This window comes from Symmachiella dynata (assembly GCF_007747995.1).
GTDB classification, from domain to species: Bacteria; Planctomycetota; Planctomycetia; order Planctomycetales; family Planctomycetaceae; genus Symmachiella; species Symmachiella dynata.
This window is the reverse complement of sequence record NZ_CP036276.1, coordinates 1,375,358-1,397,904: the sequence shown is the minus strand read 5'-3', so window position 1 is coordinate 1,397,904 and position 22,547 is coordinate 1,375,358. Positions and strand designations below refer to the sequence as shown.

Annotated in this window: 21 protein-coding genes; 8 read left to right on the top strand and 13 right to left on the bottom strand. The window is 54.7% G+C overall.

Annotation, left to right across the window (positions count from 1 at the left end):
- Positions 1–652: 652 nt before the first annotated feature.
- The 6 genes from Mal52_RS05310 to Mal52_RS05285 all read right to left on the bottom strand — a co-directional run bounded on the left by Mal52_RS05310 (position 653) and on the right by Mal52_RS05285 (position 4,085).
- The gene (locus Mal52_RS05310) at positions 653–994 is read right to left on the bottom strand and encodes a hypothetical protein (protein WP_145374670.1); all 342 of its coding nucleotides are present in this window, start codon (positions 992–994) and stop codon (positions 653–655) included.
- A gap of 188 nt (positions 995–1,182) precedes the next feature.
- Entirely contained in the window at positions 1,183–1,938 is a 756-nt protein-coding gene (locus Mal52_RS05305; protein WP_145374669.1) for a DUF6348 family protein, read from the bottom strand.
- Positions 1,939–2,131: 193 nt separating this feature from the next.
- Positions 2,132–2,644, bottom strand: coding sequence for a tetratricopeptide repeat protein (locus tag Mal52_RS05300; RefSeq protein ID WP_145374668.1), 513 nt, complete (start codon positions 2,642–2,644; stop codon positions 2,132–2,134).
- A 123-nt stretch (positions 2,645–2,767) separates the two neighbouring features.
- On the bottom strand, positions 2,768–3,010 hold the full coding sequence (locus Mal52_RS05295; protein WP_145374667.1) for a hypothetical protein: 243 nt from the start codon (positions 3,008–3,010) through the stop codon (positions 2,768–2,770).
- A gap of 131 nt (positions 3,011–3,141) precedes the next feature.
- The gene (locus tag Mal52_RS05290) at positions 3,142–3,552 is read right to left on the bottom strand and encodes a hypothetical protein (RefSeq protein ID WP_145374666.1); all 411 of its coding nucleotides are present in this window, start codon (positions 3,550–3,552) and stop codon (positions 3,142–3,144) included.
- A 140-nt stretch (positions 3,553–3,692) separates the two neighbouring features.
- Positions 3,693–4,085: a hypothetical protein gene (locus Mal52_RS05285; protein ID WP_145374665.1), complete on the bottom strand. Its 393-nt coding sequence runs from the start codon at positions 4,083–4,085 to the stop codon at positions 3,693–3,695.
- A 284-nt stretch (positions 4,086–4,369) separates the two neighbouring features.
- Between Mal52_RS05285 and Mal52_RS05280 the strand changes: the two genes are divergently transcribed.
- From Mal52_RS05280 to Mal52_RS05265, 4 genes are all read left to right on the top strand, one after another.
- A complete protein-coding gene (locus Mal52_RS05280; RefSeq protein ID WP_145374664.1) occupies positions 4,370–4,639 on the top strand; it encodes a MoaD/ThiS family protein in 270 nt (89 codons plus the stop codon).
- A gap of 31 nt (positions 4,640–4,670) precedes the next feature.
- Positions 4,671–5,561, top strand: a complete 891-nt coding sequence (locus Mal52_RS05275) for a beta-sandwich domain-containing protein (RefSeq protein WP_145374663.1) — start codon at positions 4,671–4,673, stop codon at positions 5,559–5,561.
- A 121-nt stretch (positions 5,562–5,682) separates the two neighbouring features.
- Positions 5,683–6,606, top strand: coding sequence for a beta-sandwich domain-containing protein (locus tag Mal52_RS05270; protein ID WP_145374662.1), 924 nt, complete (start codon positions 5,683–5,685; stop codon positions 6,604–6,606).
- Positions 6,599–7,726: a WD40/YVTN/BNR-like repeat-containing protein gene (locus tag Mal52_RS05265; RefSeq protein WP_145374661.1), complete on the top strand. Its 1,128-nt coding sequence runs from the start codon at positions 6,599–6,601 to the stop codon at positions 7,724–7,726. The genes Mal52_RS05270 and Mal52_RS05265 overlap by 8 nt, the downstream gene beginning before the upstream one ends.
- Positions 7,727–7,750: 24 nt before the next feature.
- On the opposite strand, the gene Mal52_RS05260 is transcribed toward Mal52_RS05265, so the two are convergent.
- Positions 7,751–8,263: a DMP19 family protein gene (locus Mal52_RS05260; RefSeq protein ID WP_145374660.1), complete on the bottom strand. Its 513-nt coding sequence runs from the start codon at positions 8,261–8,263 to the stop codon at positions 7,751–7,753.
- 687 nt (positions 8,264–8,950) lie between these two features.
- Here Mal52_RS05260 and Mal52_RS05255 point away from each other — a divergent pair.
- From Mal52_RS05255 to Mal52_RS05245, 3 genes are all read left to right on the top strand, one after another.
- The gene (locus Mal52_RS05255) at positions 8,951–10,219 is read left to right on the top strand and encodes a DEAD/DEAH box helicase (RefSeq protein WP_145374659.1); all 1,269 of its coding nucleotides are present in this window, start codon (positions 8,951–8,953) and stop codon (positions 10,217–10,219) included.
- 297 nt (positions 10,220–10,516) lie between these two features.
- Entirely contained in the window at positions 10,517–11,269 is a 753-nt protein-coding gene (locus Mal52_RS05250) for an ATP-binding cassette domain-containing protein (protein WP_145374658.1), read from the top strand.
- Positions 11,266–12,858: an ABC transporter permease/substrate-binding protein gene (locus tag Mal52_RS05245; protein ID WP_145374657.1), complete on the top strand. Its 1,593-nt coding sequence runs from the start codon at positions 11,266–11,268 to the stop codon at positions 12,856–12,858. The genes Mal52_RS05250 and Mal52_RS05245 overlap by 4 nt, the downstream gene beginning before the upstream one ends.
- 46 nt (positions 12,859–12,904) lie before the next feature.
- On the opposite strand, the gene Mal52_RS05240 is transcribed toward Mal52_RS05245, so the two are convergent.
- The 3 genes from Mal52_RS05240 to Mal52_RS05230 all read right to left on the bottom strand — a co-directional run bounded on the left by Mal52_RS05240 (position 12,905) and on the right by Mal52_RS05230 (position 17,354).
- Entirely contained in the window at positions 12,905–15,133 is a 2,229-nt protein-coding gene (locus Mal52_RS05240) for a BatA domain-containing protein (RefSeq protein ID WP_145374656.1), read from the bottom strand.
- A 273-nt stretch (positions 15,134–15,406) separates the two neighbouring features.
- Positions 15,407–16,318, bottom strand: a complete 912-nt coding sequence (locus Mal52_RS05235) for a DUF58 domain-containing protein (RefSeq protein ID WP_145374655.1) — start codon at positions 16,316–16,318, stop codon at positions 15,407–15,409.
- Complete coding sequence (locus Mal52_RS05230) at positions 16,272–17,354, bottom strand: AAA family ATPase (RefSeq protein WP_145374654.1); 1,083 nt, start codon at positions 17,352–17,354, stop codon at positions 16,272–16,274. Before Mal52_RS05230 ends, Mal52_RS05235 begins: the two co-directional genes overlap by 47 nt.
- Before the next feature lie 193 nt (positions 17,355–17,547).
- On the opposite strand from Mal52_RS05230, the gene Mal52_RS05225 reads away from it, so the two are divergent.
- Positions 17,548–18,402, top strand: coding sequence for a sugar phosphate isomerase/epimerase family protein (locus tag Mal52_RS05225; RefSeq protein WP_145374653.1), 855 nt, complete (start codon positions 17,548–17,550; stop codon positions 18,400–18,402).
- A gap of 164 nt (positions 18,403–18,566) precedes the next feature.
- On the opposite strand, the gene Mal52_RS30345 is transcribed toward Mal52_RS05225, so the two are convergent.
- The 3 genes from Mal52_RS30345 to Mal52_RS05215 all read right to left on the bottom strand — a co-directional run bounded on the left by Mal52_RS30345 (position 18,567) and on the right by Mal52_RS05215 (position 22,457).
- Positions 18,567–18,701: a hypothetical protein gene (locus Mal52_RS30345; protein ID WP_261342855.1), complete on the bottom strand. Its 135-nt coding sequence runs from the start codon at positions 18,699–18,701 to the stop codon at positions 18,567–18,569.
- Between the two features lie 170 nt (positions 18,702–18,871).
- Positions 18,872–19,354 (bottom strand): FxsA family protein, encoded by a 483-nt coding sequence (locus tag Mal52_RS05220; protein ID WP_197534672.1) that lies wholly within the window; start codon positions 19,352–19,354, stop codon positions 18,872–18,874.
- 433 nt (positions 19,355–19,787) lie between these two features.
- The gene (locus Mal52_RS05215) at positions 19,788–22,457 is read right to left on the bottom strand and encodes a carboxylesterase family protein (RefSeq protein WP_145374651.1); all 2,670 of its coding nucleotides are present in this window, start codon (positions 22,455–22,457) and stop codon (positions 19,788–19,790) included.
- Between the last annotated feature and the right edge of the window lie 90 nt (positions 22,458–22,547).

Below are 22,547 nucleotides of genomic sequence, written 5' to 3'. Positions count from 1 at the left end.
GCTGACTTCAGTTGAGTTTTTCGGTCGTTTTTGGGGATTCATCCATGCCACAGAGCATGGCGATTTCTTCCGTGACGCACCTAGCGCTTATCATGCCAAATCACGTCGATAGATGATCACTTCTCCGGACGTTGCGACCACAAATGAACGTCCCGTTGGTGAAAACCCAGCAGTTCGAAACTCGCACGGTTCATCATTGCATAGTTTCGTGACGTTTGCGACATCCTGGGAAACGTATTGATATTCCGATGTCAGAAACACAACGTGAATTGGCCATGGCAATTGGAGGACATGGAGCACCCAACCGTCATTGGTAGATGCCGCAAGGCCGCCGCCCGACAAACCTGCCATCCTGAAAATCGTCGACTCATGTTTTCCAATTCCGGGAGCAGTCAAGCGGGAAGCATCTGGATTGTGGAACATCCCCTCAGCATCTCGCGCAATCCGTGTACCAGTGAGGCAATCAAAAACGCCTCGGCCTTGCGAGGAAACGACCAGAAGATCGTCAGTGCCATCCGCGTACCCCACCTCAGTGAGCCCACCAATCGATGAGCCCCCCACAAGACGCCACGGAGCGGGTGCGTCGGAGTATGGAAGTTGCTCCAACTTTTCGCGTAGTTGACGTTGGTAGGCATCGCTCATGGGTGATTGGCTATACGGTCCTAGGCGGGCCCCAGAACTCGACGAAACACTTTCGTAAAATTCGCAGCGACCACTCATTGGAAAAGACGTTCGGTTTCTTCTCGTCATACGTGCCGCGACTAACGAAGTAGTTCGGATGTTCATTGGGGAACGAGTGGCCCTGCTTGTTTTCCGTTTCGAACTCCCATGCACCATACTTGGCACGAAAGTAAAAGTCGATTCCGTCAAACTCGCCAAACGCTTGCGCCATTGGCCACGAGGTAGTCAGTTCGTATTCGCCGCCAACTTCGGGAAACGACGCGCGATGGAAACCAGGACGACTCTCAATAATCTCCTCTTGCAGTCTGATCATCTTTTTTGTCTCGCACGGGTGCCACTGGCTTCGCCAGTGCTATTGAAATGCATGCCGAACTACATTCTAAGCGTGCGTCATTTTTCGAGTCCAATCGAAAAACACTGGCAGAGCCAGTGGCACTCTGGCGCAGCCGCCCCCCTTTAGTCAGATTCTATCTGGGCCACACGCTTCGCTACATCGCTTTCTCACCCTTCGCTGTCTTGGACAACCAGGAAGACGCGAACACTGTAAAAGTCTTCGCCTTGGGGCCAGTTTACCTGTAACATTTCGGACCGGACTGCACCCCAATCACCGTTGTCAAGTAGTACTTCAAGGGCAGTTGGTTGGTTTTGCATTTGGGAATAGTAGCAACGGACCCAGTGTGTACCGGGTGGCAGCGAGGATGCCTTAATATGGGATTCGAGGGCCTTGAACCATGCGGTTGGTGGCTCATCAGGATTTGGCACAGTGCCACGGACACCCATGTTTCCGACAGTCACGCGCCTGGATTGGCCATTGATGTCCCATTGTTCTGTTTCGACCTGATCATCATCGCCATCGCGATAAAACGCCGACAGAAGAACATGGAATGAGTTCGCCACGAAGTTCTGAATGCCGTCGGTAATGGCTTCGTCTTTTGTCAGGCCGATTCCACCGAATGATTCCATGAGAATACGGTCCGGGTCGACTCGCAAATAGACGTCAATTTGAATGCTCGTCACGTTCGAGGATGGTTGCATTTCTCGGACAATAGCGCCGCAAATAGATGGACGATTATCAACAAGAATCCAGCCATCACGACGCATGGCATCCAATCCGTGATCGCGCAGCAGTTTCGCAAGGATGGCATTGATGGTCGAATCACCGCGCACATCTGTCGTTGGCTGTGATGCCGCGTTAGACGGTCCTGGCATTGACGGTGACGATTCAGAGCAGCCGGTCAGAGTGGCCAGTAGAATCATTGCGAAATGGCGTAGTGTATTGAACAATTTAGACCTGTATTTTTAAGAAATACGCACGGGTGCCACTGGCTTCGCCAGTGCTTTTGAAATGCATACCAAACTACATTCTAAGCGTGCGCCATTCTTCGAGTCCAATCGAAAAACACTGGCATAGCCAGTGGCACCCGGCGGAATTGGGACCACGTCCTTGTCGCTATTTGAGCTGACTCGCCAATTGGCGATCTTCTTCTGCACCTCCCCAATCTCCGATCTTTTCCTTGGCTGTTGCTCTGTCCAAGTACCACTTTTTCCAATCCCCGTATATTTCGAGGGCTTTGTCGAAGTCTGGAATCGCTTCCACCCATCTCTTTGCACAAAAAAGAGCGTACGCCCTGATTGAATAACAGCTTGATTCAGACGGCCATCTCTCGACTGCCTTGCTATAAAGCGCTATTGCTCCTTCAAGGTCACCCTGTTTTTCATAGATTTCTCCGAGTTTGTGATAAGGAACATGGTTGTCTGCTCCAATATCCAAAACAGATTCCAGGTCTGCTTTCGCTTCCTCAACGTTTCCAATCTCCCAATTTGCAACAGCCCTGTTATTCAGGGCGTGGACATTGCGTCCATTGCGGATCAAGTGATTGGTCAATTGGGAAATCAAAGCCTGGTATTCTTCCATTTCGTCGAAAAACAAGGCCGCATAGGATTCATTTAAGAAAAATTCCATACTTTTGCTCGAATTCTATTTGCCAGCGGGATACCGCCAGCAACGTGAATCTAAGGAAACACCCAGGACGGCCTCCGTTTCTATCTGGGCCACCCGCATCTGGCAAATCACAGCACACGAAAGTCATTGGAACGTGTAGTGATCGCCTAAGAATACAAAGTCGCCCGAATCGTCGAAGAAAAAGCCAGCGGTCAAGCCGAGTCGGGACTCGAATGCATAGGTTTCTCGGAAGCCTGAATTAACGGTGCGAATCGTGCCGTGCGCTGCGATCCATTCCAACTTGGCAGCGGTATCATAATCACGCAGGTATTTGCGAACCGCATGTCGTTGTGAGACCAAGTCGATTAACACAAAGCTGGATTGCATTTTGGCCTCCGTGTGGGTGCCAGTGCTCTTGGGTCACATGCCCAGCCAAACTTTAAGCAGGCGAATTTTTTTGTGGCCAAACGAAAAACACTGGCAGAGCCAGTGGCACCCAGTGATGCAACGAATTGTCCTCAATCTCCAAAGTCGAAGAGATCAAAACCATCACCCCAATCGCCGCAACCGGAGAAGGCGGACGCCATACCACCTATGAAAATTATCCCAACCACAACCGAGATGGCAATTTCGTAAGCGATGGCACAACAGGCGATGGTGAAGACGATTCGGTACCACCATTTTCCGATTGCATATTTTCGGGTAACGGGGCGCGCCCAGAATGAACCTAACAGCGCCAAGATGCCACATAAGACAGCGATAATGCGTAACACCCAACCGATCGTGGTGTAATCAATCGACAGCAGCGTTGGCTCGCGGTGCATGAAAAAGTCCCGAGCAACCGCGACCAGCAAGATGCCGGTTAGGCCCGCCAAACCGCCCAGCACAGAAGTCAACAACCTGAGTTTTGGATAACCAACTGTTGTCATTACGGAGCTCCGAGCAAAAACTCTTCTGTCGACGAAAGCGTCAAATCACAAGGTGCGAATCGGTGACATGCATTTGCAAATTGGTCGAACATCCAGATTTCCGTGCACCATTTTCTAACCTGGCTGCCCAACGAAACGGATTACTTATCCGGTTGGTGAGCATCCGCGACTGCTGTTTGTTTGATGTAATGTGCACCAACGACAGAGAATGGTAACCCTACAATAGTACCGAGATAATCTGGTCCTATCTGAGTCCAGTTCCAATCCCAATACGCCGCAATGACGATCGGTGGCACGAGAAGGGCAACCGCACCGGAGACTAGTGAGACGGTCCGAGCAAAATGCACACCGCGATGGGCAATGAACATGCCGGCACACGTGAACGGGACAATCACAAACATAATGAGAAGCAGCACTCCTTCATTCGGTTTGCGAAAACAGATCATCGCCACGATAACGCCAGCCAGCATCAGGATGAGGTGGGCAGCAGTGCCTGCGATGACGTCGTAAGTAAATTGAAAGCTCTTTCGCATGCGTGGTCCGAACGCTTATGCCGTAGAATATTTGTTTCTTTAAACAGTCCGTATTGAAAGTACCCCCGGTCCGCGTGACCGTCAATCTCAACGTCGGCCGCATCAGGGGATGACCGGACTGCCGTAGCTTCGCACGTTGATAAAAGGCTCTGCTCAAGCAGCCCGGCGACGTCCCCTGGAATTTCCCCCAAAAAGACCGTGACGCCGCGCCGGCCGGGGGGTATAGTACGCGGTGAATCGCAAACCAGAATCCACCAAGCCGCTCCGCTCAAGGTCACACTCAAATGCCCCGTGTTAATTTCACTGCCAACCTCAATCGGCATCTTGACTGTCCGGTTGTTGATGTCGAAGCGGTGACGCTCGGGCAGGCGCTTGAGGCGGTGTTTCGCGACAATCCGCGGTTGCGGGGTTATGTGTTGGATGACCAAAATCGAGTGCGACAGCATATTACGATTTTTGTGGACAGCCGACCGATTTGCGATCACAATGATCTGAGCAATCCGCTCGATCCGGCCAGCGAAGTGTTCGTCATGCAGGCCTTGTCGGGCGGCTGACGCAACGGTTGTAGCAAAGGCAAGGTGACCGATGAACGTTTTGCACAAAACAGACCCCGCGATGTCGAATCGGCGATTCGATTCGCTCGTTGGACTTGCCGCAGCCTTCCTCATTTGCGGACTCCCCGCAGTGTTAGCTGCTGACGAAACACAACCTGCGTCTGCCGACAAAGCCGCATGGGGTTCGGTGACCGGCCGCGTGGTGTTTGAGGGCGACATGGCCGATCCACTGTTGGATCGTTTTCGCGGAGAGCTTCCCGTCTATGAAGGGAGGCCGACGCAACGGGCGGCAGCGGGATTGGAGCCAGATAATCCCGACGCTGTGCGGCAAGTCGGCGTGGAGATCAACCGTACGTTAATGATCGACGAGGCGACACGGGGAATTAAAAACGCGTTTGTTTATCTTTACAAAGCTCCGGACGCGATTCATCCACGGTACTCCGAGAAAGAGTTAGAGGATGTTACAATCGTCTCCCGCCACACGCGATTTGTCCCCCGTGCCTGTATCGTACAATTGGGGCAAACGGTGCAATTCAAAAACCTATCGCCGAACTATTCGACAAACATCCACGTTAACACGATCCGTAATCCCGGTTTCAATTCATTTTTTGAGTCGTTCAAACAAAGGGCGTGGGAAACACGACGTGCGGAACGGATACCGATCAAAATCCAAAGTGATATGCGGCCGATAGCGAAAGCTTGGATGCTGATATTGGACCATCCTTACGCAGCCATTTCGGCTAAGGACGGCACCTTTACGATTCCCGACTTGCCGGTCGGCAAACATCGTTTGAGGGTCTGGCACGAAACGATCAACTACGTCGAGAAATTTGTAGATGTAACCGTTGAGGCGGGCAAAACGACAAACATGCCCAATTGCAAATTGACGTTAGAAAAGCTTCGTAAAAAACATCAACGTTGAATCGCCACTTAATCTAACGAGAATAGACCATGAGTGATTGCCTGCACGTGGGAACGAAGATTCGTCATGCAGGCCTTGTCGGGCGGCTGACGCAACGGTTGTAGCAAAGGCAAGGTGACCGATGAACGTTTTGCTCAAAACAGACCCCGCAATGTCGAATCGGCGATTCGATTCCCTGGCCAGCTTCACCGCAGCCATCATCCTTTGCGGACTCCCCGCATTGTTAGCTGCTGACGAAACACAACCAGCGTCTGCCGACAAAGCCGCATGGGGTTCGGTGACCGGCCGCGTGGTGTTTGAGGGCGACCTCAGCGATCCACTGTTGGATCGTTTTCGCGGGGAGATTCCGGTCTATGCAGGCCCCCGGTCGTTGCTGGCAGTCGAGCGTAACGTAAGAGTTAATCCCGACAATGCACGACAAATCGGCGTCGAGATCAACCGCACGTTGATGATCGACAAATCAACACGCGGAATTAAAAACGCGTTTGTTTATCTCCGCAAAGCTCCGGACGCGATTCATCCTCGCCATTCTGAGAAGGAGTTGGAAGACGTCAACATCGTCTCCCGCCTCACGCGATTTGTCCCTCGTAGCCGTGTTGTACATTCCGGTCAAACCATACAATTCAGAAACTTATCGCCAAACTATCAGGCGAACTTCCACATTGTTCCGACAGGCGAACCGGGCTTCAACCAGTGGCTCATGCCATTGCAGCGATCAAAATGGACGCCGCGCCGCGCAGAAAGGTCTCCGATCCGCCTCCAAAGCGACATCGAGGAGATGGCGACATGCTGGATATTGGTCTTGGATCACCCCTACGCAGCTGTCACGGCTCAGGATGGCACCTTTACGATTCCCGACTTGCCGGTCGGCAAACATCGTTTGAGGGTCTGGCACGAAACGATCAACTACGTCGAGAAATTTGTGAATGTATCTGTCGAGGCGGGCAAAACGACACACATGCCCAATTGCAAATTAACACTGGAACAGCTTCGTAAAAACATGAACTTTAATCCCTTTAAAAAGATACAAATAGACCATGAGTAATCGCCTGCACGTAGGAACGAAGAAAGGGTTATTTACCCTCCGCCGGAATAGCGAGGCGGACGACTGGACGATCGCCCGACGGGATTTCCTTGGCGAGCCGGTCTCGATGCTGTTTCATGATGCCCGCGATGGGTGTTTGTATTGTGCATTGAATCACGGGCACTTTGGTGTGAAGTTGCATCGCCAGAACCAGGGCGAAGAGACGTGGACCGAAATCGCAGCTCCGCAATTCCCTGAGCAGACGCCTGAGGAAAAACAGCAGGAGGAAGAGAAAGAAGGACGGCCCAACTCATGGAGCCTTTCACAAATCTGGGCGCTCGAGTCGGCCGGAGCGGATCAACCGGGTGTGCTGTGGGCGGGAACGATCCCCGGCGGATTGTTTCGCTCTCCCGATCGGGGTGAGTCGTGGCAACTGCTACGCTCATTGTGGGACCGTCCGGAACGGCTGCAATGGTTTGGCGGCGGGTACGACGATCCGGGCATCCACTCGGTCTGTGTCGACCCGCGCGATTCCGCGCACGTCACCGTGGGTGTCTCCTGCGGCGGCGTGTGGACCACGCGCGATGGTGGCGAAACGTGGGACCTTTGCGCCGATGGGATGCGGGCCGAATATATGCCCCCCGAATTGGCCGGCGCGGGCAACGTTCAGGATCCGCACCGGTTGGTCAATTGCTCCGCTGATCCGGATACGTTTTGGGTGCAACACCACAACGGCATCTTTCGTACCACCGACGACTGTCAGTCATGGCAAGAACTGGATCGCGTGCAACCGTCCGGTTTCGGATTTGCCGTTGCAGTGCATCCGCAGAATCCCGACATCGCTTGGTTCGTCCCCGCTGTGAAAGACGAATGCCGCATTCCGGTCGCCGGTAAAATGGTCGTGACGCGGACCGACGACGGCGGACAATCCTTCATCATCATGAGCGACGGTCTCCCGGCGACCGATGCCTACGACCTGGTCTACCGACACGCCCTGGACGTCGACGCCACCGGTCGCAATCTGGTGATGGGCTCCACCACCGGTTCGCTGTGGGTGTCGAGCGATGCGGGAGAGTCATGGCAAACGGTATCGGAGCATCTCCCCCCGGTGCATGTGATTCGTTTTGCGGGTGGGGATTGATTGAGAGCCGCATGGTGAGTCGTGTTATCCCGGAACATACATCAACGCTTCTAGAACTCGCTCCTGGTTTTTCTCCAGCCATTCAAGGCGTTTCTCATAAACCCCGGACGTCGAATAGAACAAATTTGTCCAATGGTCTTCTTCGAAGAAGACTCTCTGTGCAGTAAATGATGCAGGGTATTTGAAGTCTTGCTCGGCATCTGCGCGGCGAATATATTCGCGACACTCTTCAATGTCTCGTTCGCAGAGGACGCCGAGTTCCTGTAGTGCGTCCGCTTGCGCATCTGCTCCGATAAGCTTGTATCCTTCGTGGCCGATTGCAAGGAGACGCCGCCAAGTACCGTGACAATTCCAAAGAAACTGCCCCCAGCCCCCATTACTGATGTTGTACTCAATCGTGTTGGTTGCCGCGACCAATTTGATTTCGATTGGTGCATCGCCGAGACAATCACTATCTGGATTCTGCCAGCCGACACCATCAGGGTAATATTTTTCGAGCCACTGGAAAACGCGTGATTCAACAGTTTCGCCATCCACTTTTGACTACCTGTTTATTTGTTGCTTTTGTTGCGTTACATCGATAGCCATCTGATTTTATATATTTCAACGTCACAACACCAGTTAATTGACAAATTGGAATTAGTCCGTGGAGTGCCAGTAACACACTACATTTCGTGAAATCCCCTGAAAAACCAGCCTGGATTGACTCATCTTCCAATTCGGGCTATAGTATCAGCACCGATTGATGTATGGCAGAGATTGCTTGATTCTCGGGTGGGCGGGGCAGCCCTAGATGCTTTCTCTAGAATCAGCGGTTGTGTTCTTCTGAACACAGCACCATGCGGTGATTTTTTCGCCGAAGCTCTTACCTGCCATACCCTTACGTGTTTTGTCTTTTCGGAACTACGTCGACGTGCTTTCGTGTCACCTGCGGCTTTGAACGCGGCGTTTCGTACGAGGGCGGACCGAGTCTTGTTCGTTGCTAAACCGGCGAATGACGGTCATGGTGGCGGATGCGGGGGTAAACCCTGCGATCCGATGCCCTACGAAGGAATGGATTCGAAAAGTTTAATATTGTCAGTGAACTGACGCGAAGCCGGAAATTGATGGCCGGCAAAAATTCAAAATGAGCTTCCAGCCCCGCAGGCAGATCTTGCATCCTTCGATTTTTTCGGGGAGATATTGCGCGCCGACGGATCGCGAAGCCACAACCAGGAGAATTCATTGTCCAACGAAACGGAGAAGCCAACCAAAGGCTTCGCAGACTTCGGTCTCAGCGAGACGACCCTCAAAGCTCTAAAGAAGGTCAATTACGAAACCCCCAGTCCCATTCAAGCAGCGTTCATACCCATTGCCGTGACCGGCAAGGACTGCATGGGACAGGCCCAAACGGGCACTGGCAAGACGGCCTCTTTTGTACTGCCGTCACTACAAGCCATCGACGATCGCATTCCCGCTACACAAGTGCTCGTGCTCACGCCCACACGCGAATTGAGCGATCAAGTCAATGCGGAAGCCCAGCGGCTTTGCCACGGCACCAAATGCCGCACCACCAGTTGTGTGGGAGGCAAGGACATCCGCAAGCAGATCTCCGACCTCAAACGTGGTGCACAAATCGCGGTCGGAACCCCCGGACGGGTTTTGGATTTGATTTCCCGCGGCGTGCTGGATCTCTCAACACTGAAAATCGTGATCCTCGACGAAGCGGACCGGATGCTCGATATCGGATTTCGTCCCGACATCGAAAAGATCCTCCGCAGCTGTCCCGCAAAACGGCAAACGTTATTGCTCTCCGCCACGATGCCGCCGCCGGTCGAACGGTTGGCACGACGGTTCATGAACGAACCGGAACGGGTCGATCTGTCGACGAAAGGAATCGCCGCCACCACCGTGGAGCAATTCTGCGTGACGGTCGATCGCAATCGCAAATACGAACTGCTGACGCGCGTTTTGTTTCAAGAAAAACCGCGACAAGCAATCGTGTTTACACGAACCAAACGCGGCGCGGATGCACTATTGAAGCGGTTGTCGCGCAAACTGACCAAGCAAATCGCGGTGATTCACGGCGACTTGCAACAGCGGCAGCGAGATCGCGTGCTGAATGGTTTTCGCGAAGGCAACATTCGGTTGTTGATTGCGACCGACGTGATGGGACGTGGTATCGACGTCAGCGGCGTCTCACACATCATCAACTACGACATTCCGGAATTTTGCGATGACTACGTGCATCGCATCGGCCGGACGGGACGGATGAATGGCGAACTTGGCCGCGGGTTTACATTCGTCACCCCCGAAGAAGGGGAACAACTGACGAATATCGAGATCCGCATCAACGGTCTGCTTGAGCCGTATACGGTGCCCAATTTCGATGCCTTCGAACCCCGCAAACCGTACGATCCGGAAAAGGCGGCCGAGGAACGCGAAAAAGCGCCCCCCGCACCCACGCGGAACGGTCGTTTCCGCCGCACGGCGCTCGCAGCCCGCGTGGTCTGAAGGTATCCGAGCGCGAAATGCGAAAGCAGGTGCAAAAAGCCCCACCGTTTTTTGCCCCTGTGAAAGACAGGTCTAAAATTCATGGCAGAGTCCCATCACGCCGGGCTCTGCCAATTTTTTTTATCCGCGATGAGTTCATTCACCCGCGACGCTTGGTCTGAGCTTTGCGCTCCTAGATTGCGTTTTGACATGTTGCCGATCATTCCCGGAGTGGTGGACGAATGGTGATGGGTCCTCTAGGATCAACTGAACCATTTTCCAGTTTTCGACCTTTATGGCTACCACCGTCTCCTCAGCATGCTCAATCTCAGCGGCGTTTCTAAATCGTACGGCAAAAAACAGGTGCTGGCGCCGACGGACCTGCACGTCGAATCGGGCAAGATCACCGTATTGATCGGGCCGAGCGGTTGCGGCAAATCGACCCTGCTGCGATTGATGATCGGCTTGATCGCGCCCGATGCGGGACGGATTGAATTCGAGGGCATCGATCTGAGCCAGGCCGACATCGAGTCACTACGACATAAAATGGGTTACGTGATTCAAGACGGCGGCCTGTTTCCGCATTTGACCGCAGAGCAAAACGTGGGGCTCTTAGCCCGGCACCTGAACTGGAAAGAAGAGGCCGTTCGCGCGCGGATGACGGAATTGGCGGAATTGACTCACTTTCCCGTCGAGGGTTTGGATCGCTATCCCGTTCAGCTCTCCGGCGGACAGCGACAGCGCGTCAGCTTGATGCGGGCTTTGATGCTCGACCCCGATTTGTTGCTCTTGGACGAACCGTTGGGCGCACTCGACCCGCTGATCCGCACCGACCTGCAAGTCGAACTGCGGGAGATCTTTGCCGCCTTAAAAAAAACCGTGGTGCTGGTCACGCACGATATCGGGGAGGCAGGCTTCTTCGGTGATCGCATTATTCTGATGCGCGAAGGAAACATCGTCCAATCCGGCACGCTGGACGAACTCGTCAATCAACCGGCCGATCCGTTTGTGACACGATTCATCAATGCACAACGCTCCCCGCTCGCCGCCCTATCGGGAGGGGAGCGATGAAACGGACCATCGCGATTCTTTCACGCGCCAGCTGCATTCATCCAATCCGCCGACGGCTTTGCAGGGGCGCTCTGATACTCTTCACCGGTTTATTGGTGTTGGCCGTTTACAAAAATCGCCTCACGGCCGAGGAACCGCCGCAGGTGCGAATTGCTTCGAAGGCATTTACCGAATCGGTCGTATTAGGCGAAATGCTGCGAGCCTTGGCGGACTCAGCCGGCGCGAACGCCGAACATATCGCCGGACTGGGTGGCACTCAACAAGCCTGGACGGCGCTGGTTGCTGGTGAGATTGATATCTATCCCGATTACACTGGCACAATCACCCAAGAGATCCTGGCCAAGTTGAAACTCAACAACCAGACCGAAACTCGCGCCGCTTTGGCCGAACAGGGAATCGTGATGAGCCGCCCGTTGGGGTTCAACAACACCTATGTCCTGGGCATGCCCGAAGCATTGGCCCAGAAATTGGACATCCGCACGATTTCGGACTTGGCCGCTCACCCGCAACTCAAAATGGGGTTTAGTAGCGAGTTCATAGACCGCGCCGACGGTTGGCCGGGATTGCGAGCGGCCTACGGACTGCCCCAAAAAGACGTCCGCGGTTTGAACCATGACCTGGCATACCGCGGCATCGAAAGCGGCGCGCTCGAAGTGACCGACATGTATCAGACCGACGCGGAGATCGAACAGTATCAACTCCGCGCGCTCATCGATGATCGGAATTACTTTCCCAACTACGATGCCGTGCTGCTGTACCGCAGCGATCTAGCTGACAAGGCGCCCAAGGCCTTGGCGGCGATGCTGAAGCTGGAAGAGCAGATCTCCGCTGAACAGATGCGAAAACTCAACGCGCAGGTCAAACTACATAATCAGACCGAAGCGCAGGTGGCAGCGGACTTTGTGCGTGATCAGTTGGGCGTCGCTGTCCGCCCGGTCACTGACGACTCGGAAAGTTCCTTTCAACGCATCGCGCGTTCGATTTGGAAACATACGCTGCAACATTTGTTTTTAACGGGGATGTCGCTGTTTTCGGCGATCATCGTGGCGATTCCGCTGGGGATTTTTTGCGCCAAACAAAAACTATTCGGCCAGTTGATTTTGGGAACCGTCGGGATCGTGCAAACCGTTCCATCATTGGCGCTGTTTGTGTTTTTGATTCCACTCTTCGGCATCGGTCCCGTGCCTGCGATCATCGCACTGTTTCTCTATAGCTTGCTCGGCATCGTGCGCAACACCTATAGCGGATTGCACGACATTCCCCAGCCGCTGCGTGAATCGGCCACCGCATTGGGATTGCCGGCCATGGCACAGTTGCGATTGATTGAGTTACCGCTGGCCGCGCGATCCATCCTAGCCGGTATTAAGACCGCGACGGTGATCAACGTGGGAACCGCTACGCTGGGTGGATTCATCGGCGCCGGCGGTTATGGAGAACCGATTTTCACCGGCATGCGTCGCGGCGATACGTCGATGGTCCTGCAAGGTGCCATCCCCGCCGCCGTCATGGCCTTGCTGGCTCAAGGTTTCTTTGAACTGGCCGAACGTCGACTGGTCCCCAAGGGACTGCGGCTCAGTCCGCACGAATGACGCGTCGCACACGCCCTGGCCCCGCAAATTGGGCACACAGCGATGCTTATCCCCGCCAATATTTATATGCAGCGATGACCGCCAACGGTGGAAAAAGCAGCCACAGGCCGTAGCGGAATTGCCAGGCCATGAGCAGTTCGACGAACACAAGAAACAGCACCGCGTACAACAGGCCGCGAGAGAGGCCGCCCCGTTCGGCGACCGTTCCGGTTTCGTTTGTGATGTTCTGGATGACGTCGGTTTGATAATCAAAATCGATGCCGGGCAACAATTCGGCTGCTAACTCATCGCGAGAGAGTGACGTAAGATTGCTTTCAGCAGTATCCACATTGACGGCGAATAACTCCGTGTCTGAAAGGGGCGGACCAAAATTGACTTCGTAGATTCCCGAGGTTTGCGTGTCGGCAAACTGAAACTCGCTGATCGATTCGGACTGTGTGATCCGCGCCGGTGTGGTCCCCCCGCCGGGCCGGACGACCGTGATGTCGACATCAAACGCTCGCGCCGGCAAAACACGCTCGATGGACTGGCCGACGGAAAAATCGCGCTGCCCGGTCCGCCCGCTACAGGCCAACTGCGCCATCTCGCGAATCATGGGCAAATAGCTGGGCCACAACGCCCAGTTCCCCCAACTGTCATCCAGCGAAGTCGCCACGACCAAAGCGCGACCGCCATCGATGGTCCCGTCAATAATCGCCGGGTCCCCGGTGTCGAACCGCAAAGCCACGCGAAACGGACTACGGGGTGGAAGGGTCAATTGATAATATTCGTACGTCAGTGTATTGCCCAAACCGGCTTGAGGATTGCCTTGAAAATCGGCGACAATCGGATGCGTATAATCGCCCGGATCGAAATAGAACGCTTCGCTCGGTTCTGCAGCATCACCGCGACGCGGCCCGATTTTCACCGGCAAGATACCCTTCCCATCCCGGTACAATGTGGCGTTGTAATTCTCGACATCGACACGATCCCCCAAACTCCAGACCACGCCGCCGCCGCTCTTGAGAAATGATTCCAACAGTTTCGCTTCGGCCGGCGTGACAAGGGCGACATTGCACATGAAAATACAATCGTAATCCTGCAAGTCCTGGCCAACGAGATCGCCGCTGCCAATCACCCGCGGCGAAAAGGGGCTGGTGGATCCGGTCGATGGTTCGCTCGGTTGCAATGCCAAAGCCAGAAAGTCGGTCGCATTACCCATCTCGCGTCCCGAGCGACTGCCGTTGACGCACAGCACGTTCAGCCGCTCACGCACCGGCACCGAAAGCCAACGGCGATTATCAACATCGAGCGCGTCTCCCTGCAGGCGAACTTCCACGCGATGTTCCCCCCCGGCGGAAAACGTGTGCGTAAAGATCTCACTGGCGGCCGTTCCGGGCACCAAATTCACGCGGCGCGTCGCTTGCAGTTTGTTATCGACAAGAAATTCCAGCAGCCGGCTATCTTGGGGGATCCGCCCGAAGTTTTGCACGGTCGCCTCGAATTGCACGGGACGACCCATCGCCACGTGCGACTGCAACGTCCGCAACGACGTCACCGCCGTATTCTCCTGGCTCTGCTTACCCAGATCAATCATGACCAGTTGGGCATCCTGTCCAAGCTGTTTCATCAGATTGCGAAACTCGGTCATTTGCGAATTCGAACGCGGCAACCATCCGGCGCTTTGAAAGTCGCTAATAAAATAGACCTCTTTGCGCTCGGGGACTCCGCTCTTTTCCTCCAGCAGCTCTTTGATGCTCTCCAAAATCGGAGCCACGTCCCCCCGTCCGTGGGGTAACTCGAGCATCGAAATCTCTTCGACCAAATCCTCTTTGCGAAACGAGGGCGTCGCTACAATCACTTGCGGCGCCGCTTCGGCAATGCGCAGTAAATTAAACGCATCCCCTTGCCCCGACTGGTCAATGATTTGACGGGCGACTTCTTGGGCCTGATGGAAGCGGCTTTGGTTCCCCTGCTGAAAACCCATACTGAAGGTTGAATCGATGACCACAATTCGGTGGGTTGGTGCATCGGCGGGAAACGTGAGACCTAGACTCCGGAAGTGCGGCTCCGCCAGCGCGAGCGCTAATAGAATCATAATCAACGCGCGGATCGCCATTAGAAGCAATTGCTCTAGCCGGATCCGTCGCGATTTCTTTTGAACCGCCTGAATCAAAAACCGCATCGCCGCCCATTCCGATTCACGGAACTTGCGCTTGTTGAGCAAATGGATAATGATCGGCGCAGCCCCGAGCGCTGCTCCCCACAACATCCAAGGACTCAAAAAGAATTCCATGAGCGAGATCTGGTTCTACGACTAAATTGAGTGGTTCTACTGGTTCCCAAACTCTGTTTGGGAACCCACGTCCCCGAAGCTCTGCTTCGGTGAAGTTGGTTATCTACTTAACTTGGTAACAGTCACTTGTACATCGTGCGAAGCGGAGCTTCGCTAGGGTGCGTTCCCAAACAGAGTTTGGGAACGAGTCAGATTGAAATCTTTTCCTAAAACCTACAGTCTAAAGCCTACAGCCTCCCCCCCTCTCCGTGCCTCCGTGGTGAACTTCAAATCTTACGTCTTATGCATATGCTGCGACCGACCCGAAAGGTACGCCGACAAGGCCATGTTGAGCGGTTGGTCGGTTCTGAGCAGCATGTAATCCATATGCATGTCGCGGCAGCCTTTGCGGACGTCGCGGAGGAATTGTTCGAACTCCTCTTGATAGGCGGCACGCAACACGCGGGGTTCGGTCAATTGTTCGGGCAAGCCTTCCAGTCCCTTAAACAGCGTGGGATCCTCAAAGGGAAAATCCTGCTCTGCCGGATCAATGGTGTGCAGCACAATCACTTCGTGGCGACGGTAGCGCAGATGTTTTAATCCGTGCATCAACGAGGTGACATCGTCGAATAGGTCGCTGAGAATAATGACCAGCCCCCGTTTTTTGATCCGTTCAGCGACCTCATGAAAAATCGGCCCCATTGCCGATTCGCCAGCTGCTGGGTTCTGCTCCATCACGTGACACAGTTGTTTGATCTGCGAGGGATGGCTCGACGCGCGGATGAAATTGTGCAACGCATCGTCGTAGGTCGCCAACCCTGCCGCGTCGCGCTGTTGCAGTACCAAATACGCGATGGCAGCGGCCACGTGCTGCGCATATTCCAACTTAGACATCGCCGCCTGGTCGCTGCGATACCGCATTGATTCGCTGGTGTCGAGCAGGATGTGGCAGGCGAAGTTGGTCTCTTCCTCATACTGTTTGAGATAAAAGCGGTCGCTGCGGCCAAAGACCTTCCAATCGACGTGCCGCAGGTCGTCCCCTGGTACGTACTCTCGGTGCTCGGCAAACTCGATTGAGAAGCCGTGATAGGGACTTTTGTGCAATCCAGAGACGAACCCCTCGACGATCAGTCGAGCTTTGATTTCCAAGCCCTGCAGCTTAGACAGCGTCTGCGGATCTAAATATTTCCGATAGTTTTCCGCCACCGGCCAATTGCTCCGGGTCTTGGGGAATCAACTCCGTCAGCCGCCGCACGATCTCATCGGGCGAAACCCCTTCGGCTTCGGCGTTGAAGTTGGTGATAATACGATGCCGCATCACCGGATAGGCGACGGCGGCGACGTCTTCGGTACTGACATAGGCGCGGCCATGCAGCATGGCGCGGGCTTTGGCGCCCCAGATTAAACATTGACTGGCTCGCGGGCCGGCGCCCCAATTGACATATTCGTCGACAAAATCAGGAACGTTCCCTTTTTGCTTGCGCGTCAATCGCGCGAACTGCATCGCATACCGAATGACATGATCGGCGACGGGAACCTTGAGCACGATGTCCTGCAGCACGGCGACATCTTCGGCGGAAAGCACCTTCTCCACTTGGGACTTTCCGAGCGCCGTGGTTTGGCGGACGATCTGAAATTCTTCCTCTTCGTCGGGATAGTCGACGTAGATGTTGAACATGAAGCGATCCAGCTGCGCTTCGGGCAGCGGATAGGTCCCTTCCTGCTCGATCGGGTTTTGTGTCGCCAACACAAAAAACGGTTCCGGCAAAGCGCGCCGCTCACCGCCGGTGGTGACTTGATGTTCCTGCATCGCTTCCAAAAGCGCTGCTTGCGTTTTGGGGGGTGTGCGGTTGATCTCGTCGGCGAGAATCACATTCGCAAAGATCGGTCCAGGCAAAAATTTGAAATCGCGGTCGCCGGTCGACTTATTTTCTTGAATGACTTCGGTGCCGGTGATGTCCGAAGGCATTAAGTCGGGTGTGAACTGAATGCGATTGAACGACAGACTCAGCGTTTCGGCCAGCGTATGGATGATCAACGTTTTGGCCAAGCCGGGTACACCAACCAACAGACAGTGCCCGCGAGCGAAAATCGCGATCAACAACTGCTCGATGACTTCGTCCTGCCCGACAATGACCTTGCCGAGTTCGTCTTTGACTTTTTGGTAGCCTTCGCGGAGCCGCGCGACTGCTTGATGGTCGGATTCGGGAAATTCCGCGAGGGGTGCTGGGTCGCCGTCCACGGGGGGTGCTCCTTGTGAATCATGGTGTTGCTGCGCGCACGTCCAGCGCAGGACCCCTGTATTATAGGCGGCTCACCCAGGGAAGTCGCCTGCCACGCCCCAGAAATCGTGCGGCAGCATCCCCTCGGGCTAAAAAGTTGGTTATGATGAACCGACCGACAATTTGCGTCATCCCCCCATTTTGGAGAAGAACATGTCCCCAACCGTTGATTCGCCCGCCTCGCGCCGACAATTTATGAAGACGACCGCCGTCGCGGCTGCCGCCACCTTGGTCCCCGGCATCACCTCGCCGCTATTCGCCGCCGAGAAAGATCCTTATGCCGGTTTCCGCATGGGGATTCAAAGCTATTCGCTTCGCGGCTTCGACGTGACCAAAGCGCTGGAAACGACGGACAAACTGGGACTGCACTACTGGGAAGCCTACCCCAATCACATACCGGTCAGTACGGTCCCCGCCCAGGTAGCCAAATACAAAAAAATGCTCGACGCTGCCAACGTCAAGTTGATTGCCTTCGGTGTGCTGCCGTTCAGCAAAGACGAAACACAGGCCCGTGCGTTTTTTGATTTTGCCAAAGCCATTGGCGTCGAAACACTCAGTGCCAACCCGGAAAAAAACAAAGCGACGTTCGATTTGCTAGACAAGTTGGTCGAAGAATACGCCATCAACATCGCCATCCACAACCACGGTCCCGGGGCAAAATACGACAAGATCGACGACGTGGTGGACATCGTTAAAGGGCGAAATCCCCGCGTGGGAGCCTGCGTCGACACGGGGCATTTCCTGCGGAGCAATGAAGACCCCGTAGAAGCCATCGACCGCCTGAGCGACCGCCTATACGGCGTACACCTGAAGGACGTCAAGGATGCCAAAATCATGACGATCCTCGGCGAAGGAGACCTGGACGTAGTCGGCTGCCTCAAACTGCTCAAAAAGAATGACTACAAGTATTCGCTGGCAGTGGAGTACGAAGAAAACCACGAGAATCCGGTCTCGGACATCGAAGTTTGTCTGTCAAACGTCCGCAAAGCGGTTAAGCAGATTGGGTGACGTGCTAGTAGGCAGTAGGCAGTAGGCAGTAGGCAGTAGGCAGAAATTAGTGGCCGGTGGTCAGTGGCCGGTGGCCAGAATAGGGGCGGCGTGGACCAAATTTTGGCCTGCGCCGTTTGGTTCTCAACGGCCAACCCTCAAGCCTGTCACCTCAAGCCTCAAGCCTACTTAGACGTACTCTTCATCATCAGATAGCCGATGATGCCGATCGTCACGAGGACGTAACCATATTCCGCTGGCCCCATGGTGCGCCAGCTGTGCATGAGCGTTTTGTAGTAATATTCCGGCCATTCACTCATCGGAATTCTCGTTTCTGTCACGACAGAGAGGGGGGTTGGTCCGCATACCGAATTTCGGTTCTGACAAACCTAGCTCACGAATTCCCATAAGGCAAATTTTGGCCCCGGTCCGGCAGCCAGATGCCTCAGCTGGCTTGGACAGCAGGGTTTCCCCGGTATTCAACGGGCGATTAGTCGTGGTCCGAGTCCGTTTTATGCGTCGCTTGAACTTCGATAATCTGCTCGTTGTGCCGGTTTTGCGAATTCTGCGTCCCGGCCCAAAATTGCGCCGCCGCCCCCTGCCCTTGCATCACCATGCTGCCGCGAAACTTGGCTGACAACCATTTCTTAATCACGGCTCGCGCGGGGGGAATCAGCAAGCTGAAACCGACCGCATCGGTCAAGATTCCCGGCGTCAATAACAGTGCTCCGGCAACAAAGATCAACAGCGCATCGACCAGCGTCCCGGCGGGTGCTTCGCCGCTGGAAAGTTGTCGCTGAATCTTTTGCCACGTCTGCCACCCCTGCAGTCGCGCCAACCAAGCGCCGACCACACCGGTCACCAGCACCAACAGCACCGTAAATTGCCAACTCGTGACGTCACTAAGCCACAACAACAACACCAGTTCGGCAAACGGTACGATCGTGAACAACAATATCAAACGAAATAACACGCGGATTGGTTTCCTCAAAGGGACGGTTTATTTAGCCACAGATTGAACACAGATAAAACACAGATTCGCGGGAGTGAAACCGCAAAGTCCCAAACCGACGGCTTGTCGTCGTGCACGGCGATCCTTGTCAAGAACGGTGGCCGAATGATTTCCGACGTAAAACAACCTGTCGGATCATTCAGCATCGATTTTTCAAATGGCTTCTATGCACCGGAACATCAAAAAGCCTCGCCACACGAAAATTTGCGCAGCATGTAAAACTTTGAAACGTTAGTAACACGGATTAAAACGGAAAGATCGTATCGTTACGCGTTGCCCAAATTGATCGAAATGCGTCAGGGCGATATCAGTTTGAATTTGGATAAGCTCCAGCATCTTTTAAATCTGTGTTTGATCTGTGTTCAATCCGTGGCTAAAGATAACGAAACAACAATCACTCCGCTGTCGCACTCTGCACGTCGGAGTCCTTCATAGGTGATTCGCCGTTGGTCGGATTTTCTTGGGGTTGCTCTTTTGCCTGATACAGTTGCGGTGGTTTTCCTGCAAGGGGCGCCGAATAGGCGGAGTGTGATCCGACCGGCAGAGTGAAGACCTGGTAGCTGCCGTTGACTTGGCGGCGGTACATCAACGGGTACGTGATGGCGAAATAGTGCGACTCGCCCGACGGCAATGTATAGGGCGCGCTCCAGTCGCTATAGGGGCCTTTGGTTTCATAGACGAGTGGCTGGTCGAAGTTATTCGTGATCTTCACGCCGGGAGCGCCGAAGGTCGTGACGATTTGCGGTGGAGCCCACGTGATGTCATTGGCGCGCAGCTTGCTGTAACCGAGATCGAAATCAGCGATGTCCACCCGCGAAGCGGTCCCGCCGTCCGTCAATTCCGCCCAACCGGCCAACAACACTTCGCGAATCCGCGGCAAATCAATCGTGTCATCTTCGGGCTTCAAGTCGGGTGCGAACCGCGCTTGCAGATTCAACTCCGGTTGCCCTTGCCATTGCAGCGCCAATGCCCGCGTGAGCGACGTCGGTTTTTGTAATGTCGGAATCACTCGTTGTGACGCGGAGAATTCTAGCTCCGCGTACGGTGTCCAGGTCTCGCTGGACGCATCGGTTTTGATTGCCAGCGAAATCAACAATCGCGGAAGTTGCAGTCGCATTGTCGATTGCGCGACATCCTCTTCGCCACCGGACTTTGCGGGGGCATCGACGATCTGCAGCGGTTCGGTCATGATCAACTCCGACCAAATCTGCACGTCGGGTCCGTAATGCTTCAAGTCGGGAATCACCTCGGACAAAAACTGGCGGTCCGCCAACTTTTTGAAATTTTCAATCGGCGTATCCAGCAAATGAATCCGGGCCGCGTCGTCGTCGATCAGCATTTGCGTCAACGGGCCGAGCATGTTTGGCGCCAGGCCAAATTGAAACTCCTCGGTCTGGGGAACCTGCTGTGCATCGGGCCCCACCGCCGCAATCACACGGGGCCGCGGCGGCGCTTGACGGGCATTGATGGCGGCCGCCGTTGCGCCCAAGACGATCGAGATTCCTTTGTCATCGGTACTGACCGATTGGGGCCAAACCCGCACGCGCGGTTTGTACACCGGCAACGGCCACAATCCGGTCACCAGTTTCCCGGCGGGCGAGAGGTCAATCTTCTTTTCCAACTCCGCCACCATCGGCGGAATCGCCGCCAGAATTTCGTTTTCGATACGGCTCTTACTTCCGTACAACCCGCTGCGCAAGCTGCTGGCGATGCGGCCTTCATCCATGCCCAAACCACTCGCGGAGATCCCATTGGGACCGCTCACCGACCAGTTGTCGTCGGGAATGCGGAAGTATGTGCCGCGCAAGCGCAGTTTCAATTGCTGATTCACAATATAAGGCGTCACGTCAAAGCTGATCCAAATCGGTCGGCGATATCCCAGCGAGATGCTCATCGGTCCGGCTTGTGCGTAACGCCCGCCTCCCAGCGGTCCGGACGATCCGGTAATCGAGGCCCCGCTAATATTGATCCGCACATCACTCAGCCCGACTTGCACGTTCACCTTGTCCTTGGTGTACGCTTTGACCCGCGCCCGCACGAGCCGGCCGGAATAGTTGATGCCATACAGCGTTGTGCTGAAGGAGACACCTTGCACTGATGATCCTTGCCCAATGTTGGCGATGACTCCCCGCGTCACATCCGGCGGAGTGACTTGTGGAATCGTCTCAGCCATCGCCTTGAGTAGGTCATTCCCCAGTCGCACACTGATTGCGCTCGGGATCTCCAATGCCGGAACGAACGGTTCCGCATCGCGACTTTTTTGCTCGTCGACTGAGCGATCGCGCGGTTTGGCCAACAGCGGCGCTGTCGATTTCACAGGGGCTGCGGGATCGAGCATCCAGGTATACAAGCGGGGATCGCGATAGGCGAGTTTCCAGGCATCGTGTTCAGCCTCGGGATAAACGGTGAAATGCGGATTCGCCCCCAATTTGCGCAGGGCGTCAATGACCTGTTGGTCGTCCGCGATTTTAACGACTGGATCCTTCGCGCCGTGAAAGCACCACACGGGGATGTCTTTGATCGTTTTGGCAATTGCCGGATCGCCGCCACCGGAGATCGGTACCAAGGCGGACCAGAAATCGGGCTTCGCCGCCCCCATCAGCCACGTACCGTAGCCCCCCATCGACCAGCCGGTCACGATCCGCTGTTGGGGATCAACGCGGAAATCTTTTTCGACCCTCTCCAAAATCTTCAACGCCCGCGCCCCATCGGGCGATTCGGGCGACCAGGCGGTGAGAATCCGCCCCTTGGTATCCTCAGCTTGTGGAAAGACGGCAATAAAGGGAAAGGTGTCCGCCTGCTCCTTGATCGCCGGTCCCAAACCTTGCTCAACCTGTGCTTGGCCATCATTCCCGCGCTGGTCCGCACTATGCAGGAACAAAATCACCGGCCACTGTTTCGATTCGTCATAATTCTTGGGAACGAACACCGTATATTTGTGGTTGCCGGCGTCGTCGGTATAAACCCGTTCCAAAAATCCAGTGTCGGCGGCTGAGGCGACCGCGGCTTGGGCAATCAAAGCCGTCATCAAAAAGGCCACTGTGCTGACGCGTCGGCGAAGCATGACTGTTTCTCCATAAAAATTAAGGAAGATTTCCTCCGTGCTGTGCCGCCATGAAACAGCCGCGGGCGATTGAACCAGAAGAGCTTGAGC

What these genes read in the sequence shown, in the direction of transcription:
- Mal52_RS05310 (WP_145374670.1), bottom strand. Translation starts at nt 994, where the DNA reads ATGATCAGACTGCAAGAGGAGATTATTGAGAGTCGTCCTGGTTTCCAT.
- Mal52_RS05305 (WP_145374669.1), bottom strand. Translation starts at nt 1,938, where the DNA reads ATGATTCTACTGGCCACTCTGACCGGCTGCTCTGAATCGTCACCGTCA.
- Mal52_RS05300 (WP_145374668.1), bottom strand. Translation starts at nt 2,644, where the DNA reads ATGGAATTTTTCTTAAATGAATCCTATGCGGCCTTGTTTTTCGACGAA.
- Mal52_RS05295 (WP_145374667.1), bottom strand. Translation starts at nt 3,010, where the DNA reads ATGCAATCCAGCTTTGTGTTAATCGACTTGGTCTCACAACGACATGCG.
- Mal52_RS05290 (WP_145374666.1), bottom strand. Translation starts at nt 3,552, where the DNA reads ATGACAACAGTTGGTTATCCAAAACTCAGGTTGTTGACTTCTGTGCTG.
- Mal52_RS05285 (WP_145374665.1), bottom strand. Translation starts at nt 4,085, where the DNA reads ATGCGAAAGAGCTTTCAATTTACTTACGACGTCATCGCAGGCACTGCT.
- Mal52_RS05280 (WP_145374664.1), top strand. Translation starts at nt 4,370, where the DNA reads ATGCCCCGTGTTAATTTCACTGCCAACCTCAATCGGCATCTTGACTGT.
- Mal52_RS05275 (WP_145374663.1), top strand. Translation starts at nt 4,671, where the DNA reads ATGAACGTTTTGCACAAAACAGACCCCGCGATGTCGAATCGGCGATTC.
- Mal52_RS05270 (WP_145374662.1), top strand. Translation starts at nt 5,683, where the DNA reads ATGAACGTTTTGCTCAAAACAGACCCCGCAATGTCGAATCGGCGATTC.
- Mal52_RS05265 (WP_145374661.1), top strand. Translation starts at nt 6,599, where the DNA reads ATGAGTAATCGCCTGCACGTAGGAACGAAGAAAGGGTTATTTACCCTC.
- Mal52_RS05250 (WP_145374658.1), top strand. Translation starts at nt 10,517, where the DNA reads ATGCTCAATCTCAGCGGCGTTTCTAAATCGTACGGCAAAAAACAGGTG.
- Mal52_RS05245 (WP_145374657.1), top strand. Translation starts at nt 11,266, where the DNA reads ATGAAACGGACCATCGCGATTCTTTCACGCGCCAGCTGCATTCATCCA.
- Mal52_RS05240 (WP_145374656.1), bottom strand. Translation starts at nt 15,133, where the DNA reads ATGGAATTCTTTTTGAGTCCTTGGATGTTGTGGGGAGCAGCGCTCGGG.
- Mal52_RS05225 (WP_145374653.1), top strand. Translation starts at nt 17,548, where the DNA reads ATGTCCCCAACCGTTGATTCGCCCGCCTCGCGCCGACAATTTATGAAG.
- Mal52_RS30345 (WP_261342855.1), bottom strand. Translation starts at nt 18,701, where the DNA reads ATGAGTGAATGGCCGGAATATTACTACAAAACGCTCATGCACAGCTGG.
- Mal52_RS05215 (WP_145374651.1), bottom strand. Translation starts at nt 22,457, where the DNA reads ATGCTTCGCCGACGCGTCAGCACAGTGGCCTTTTTGATGACGGCTTTG.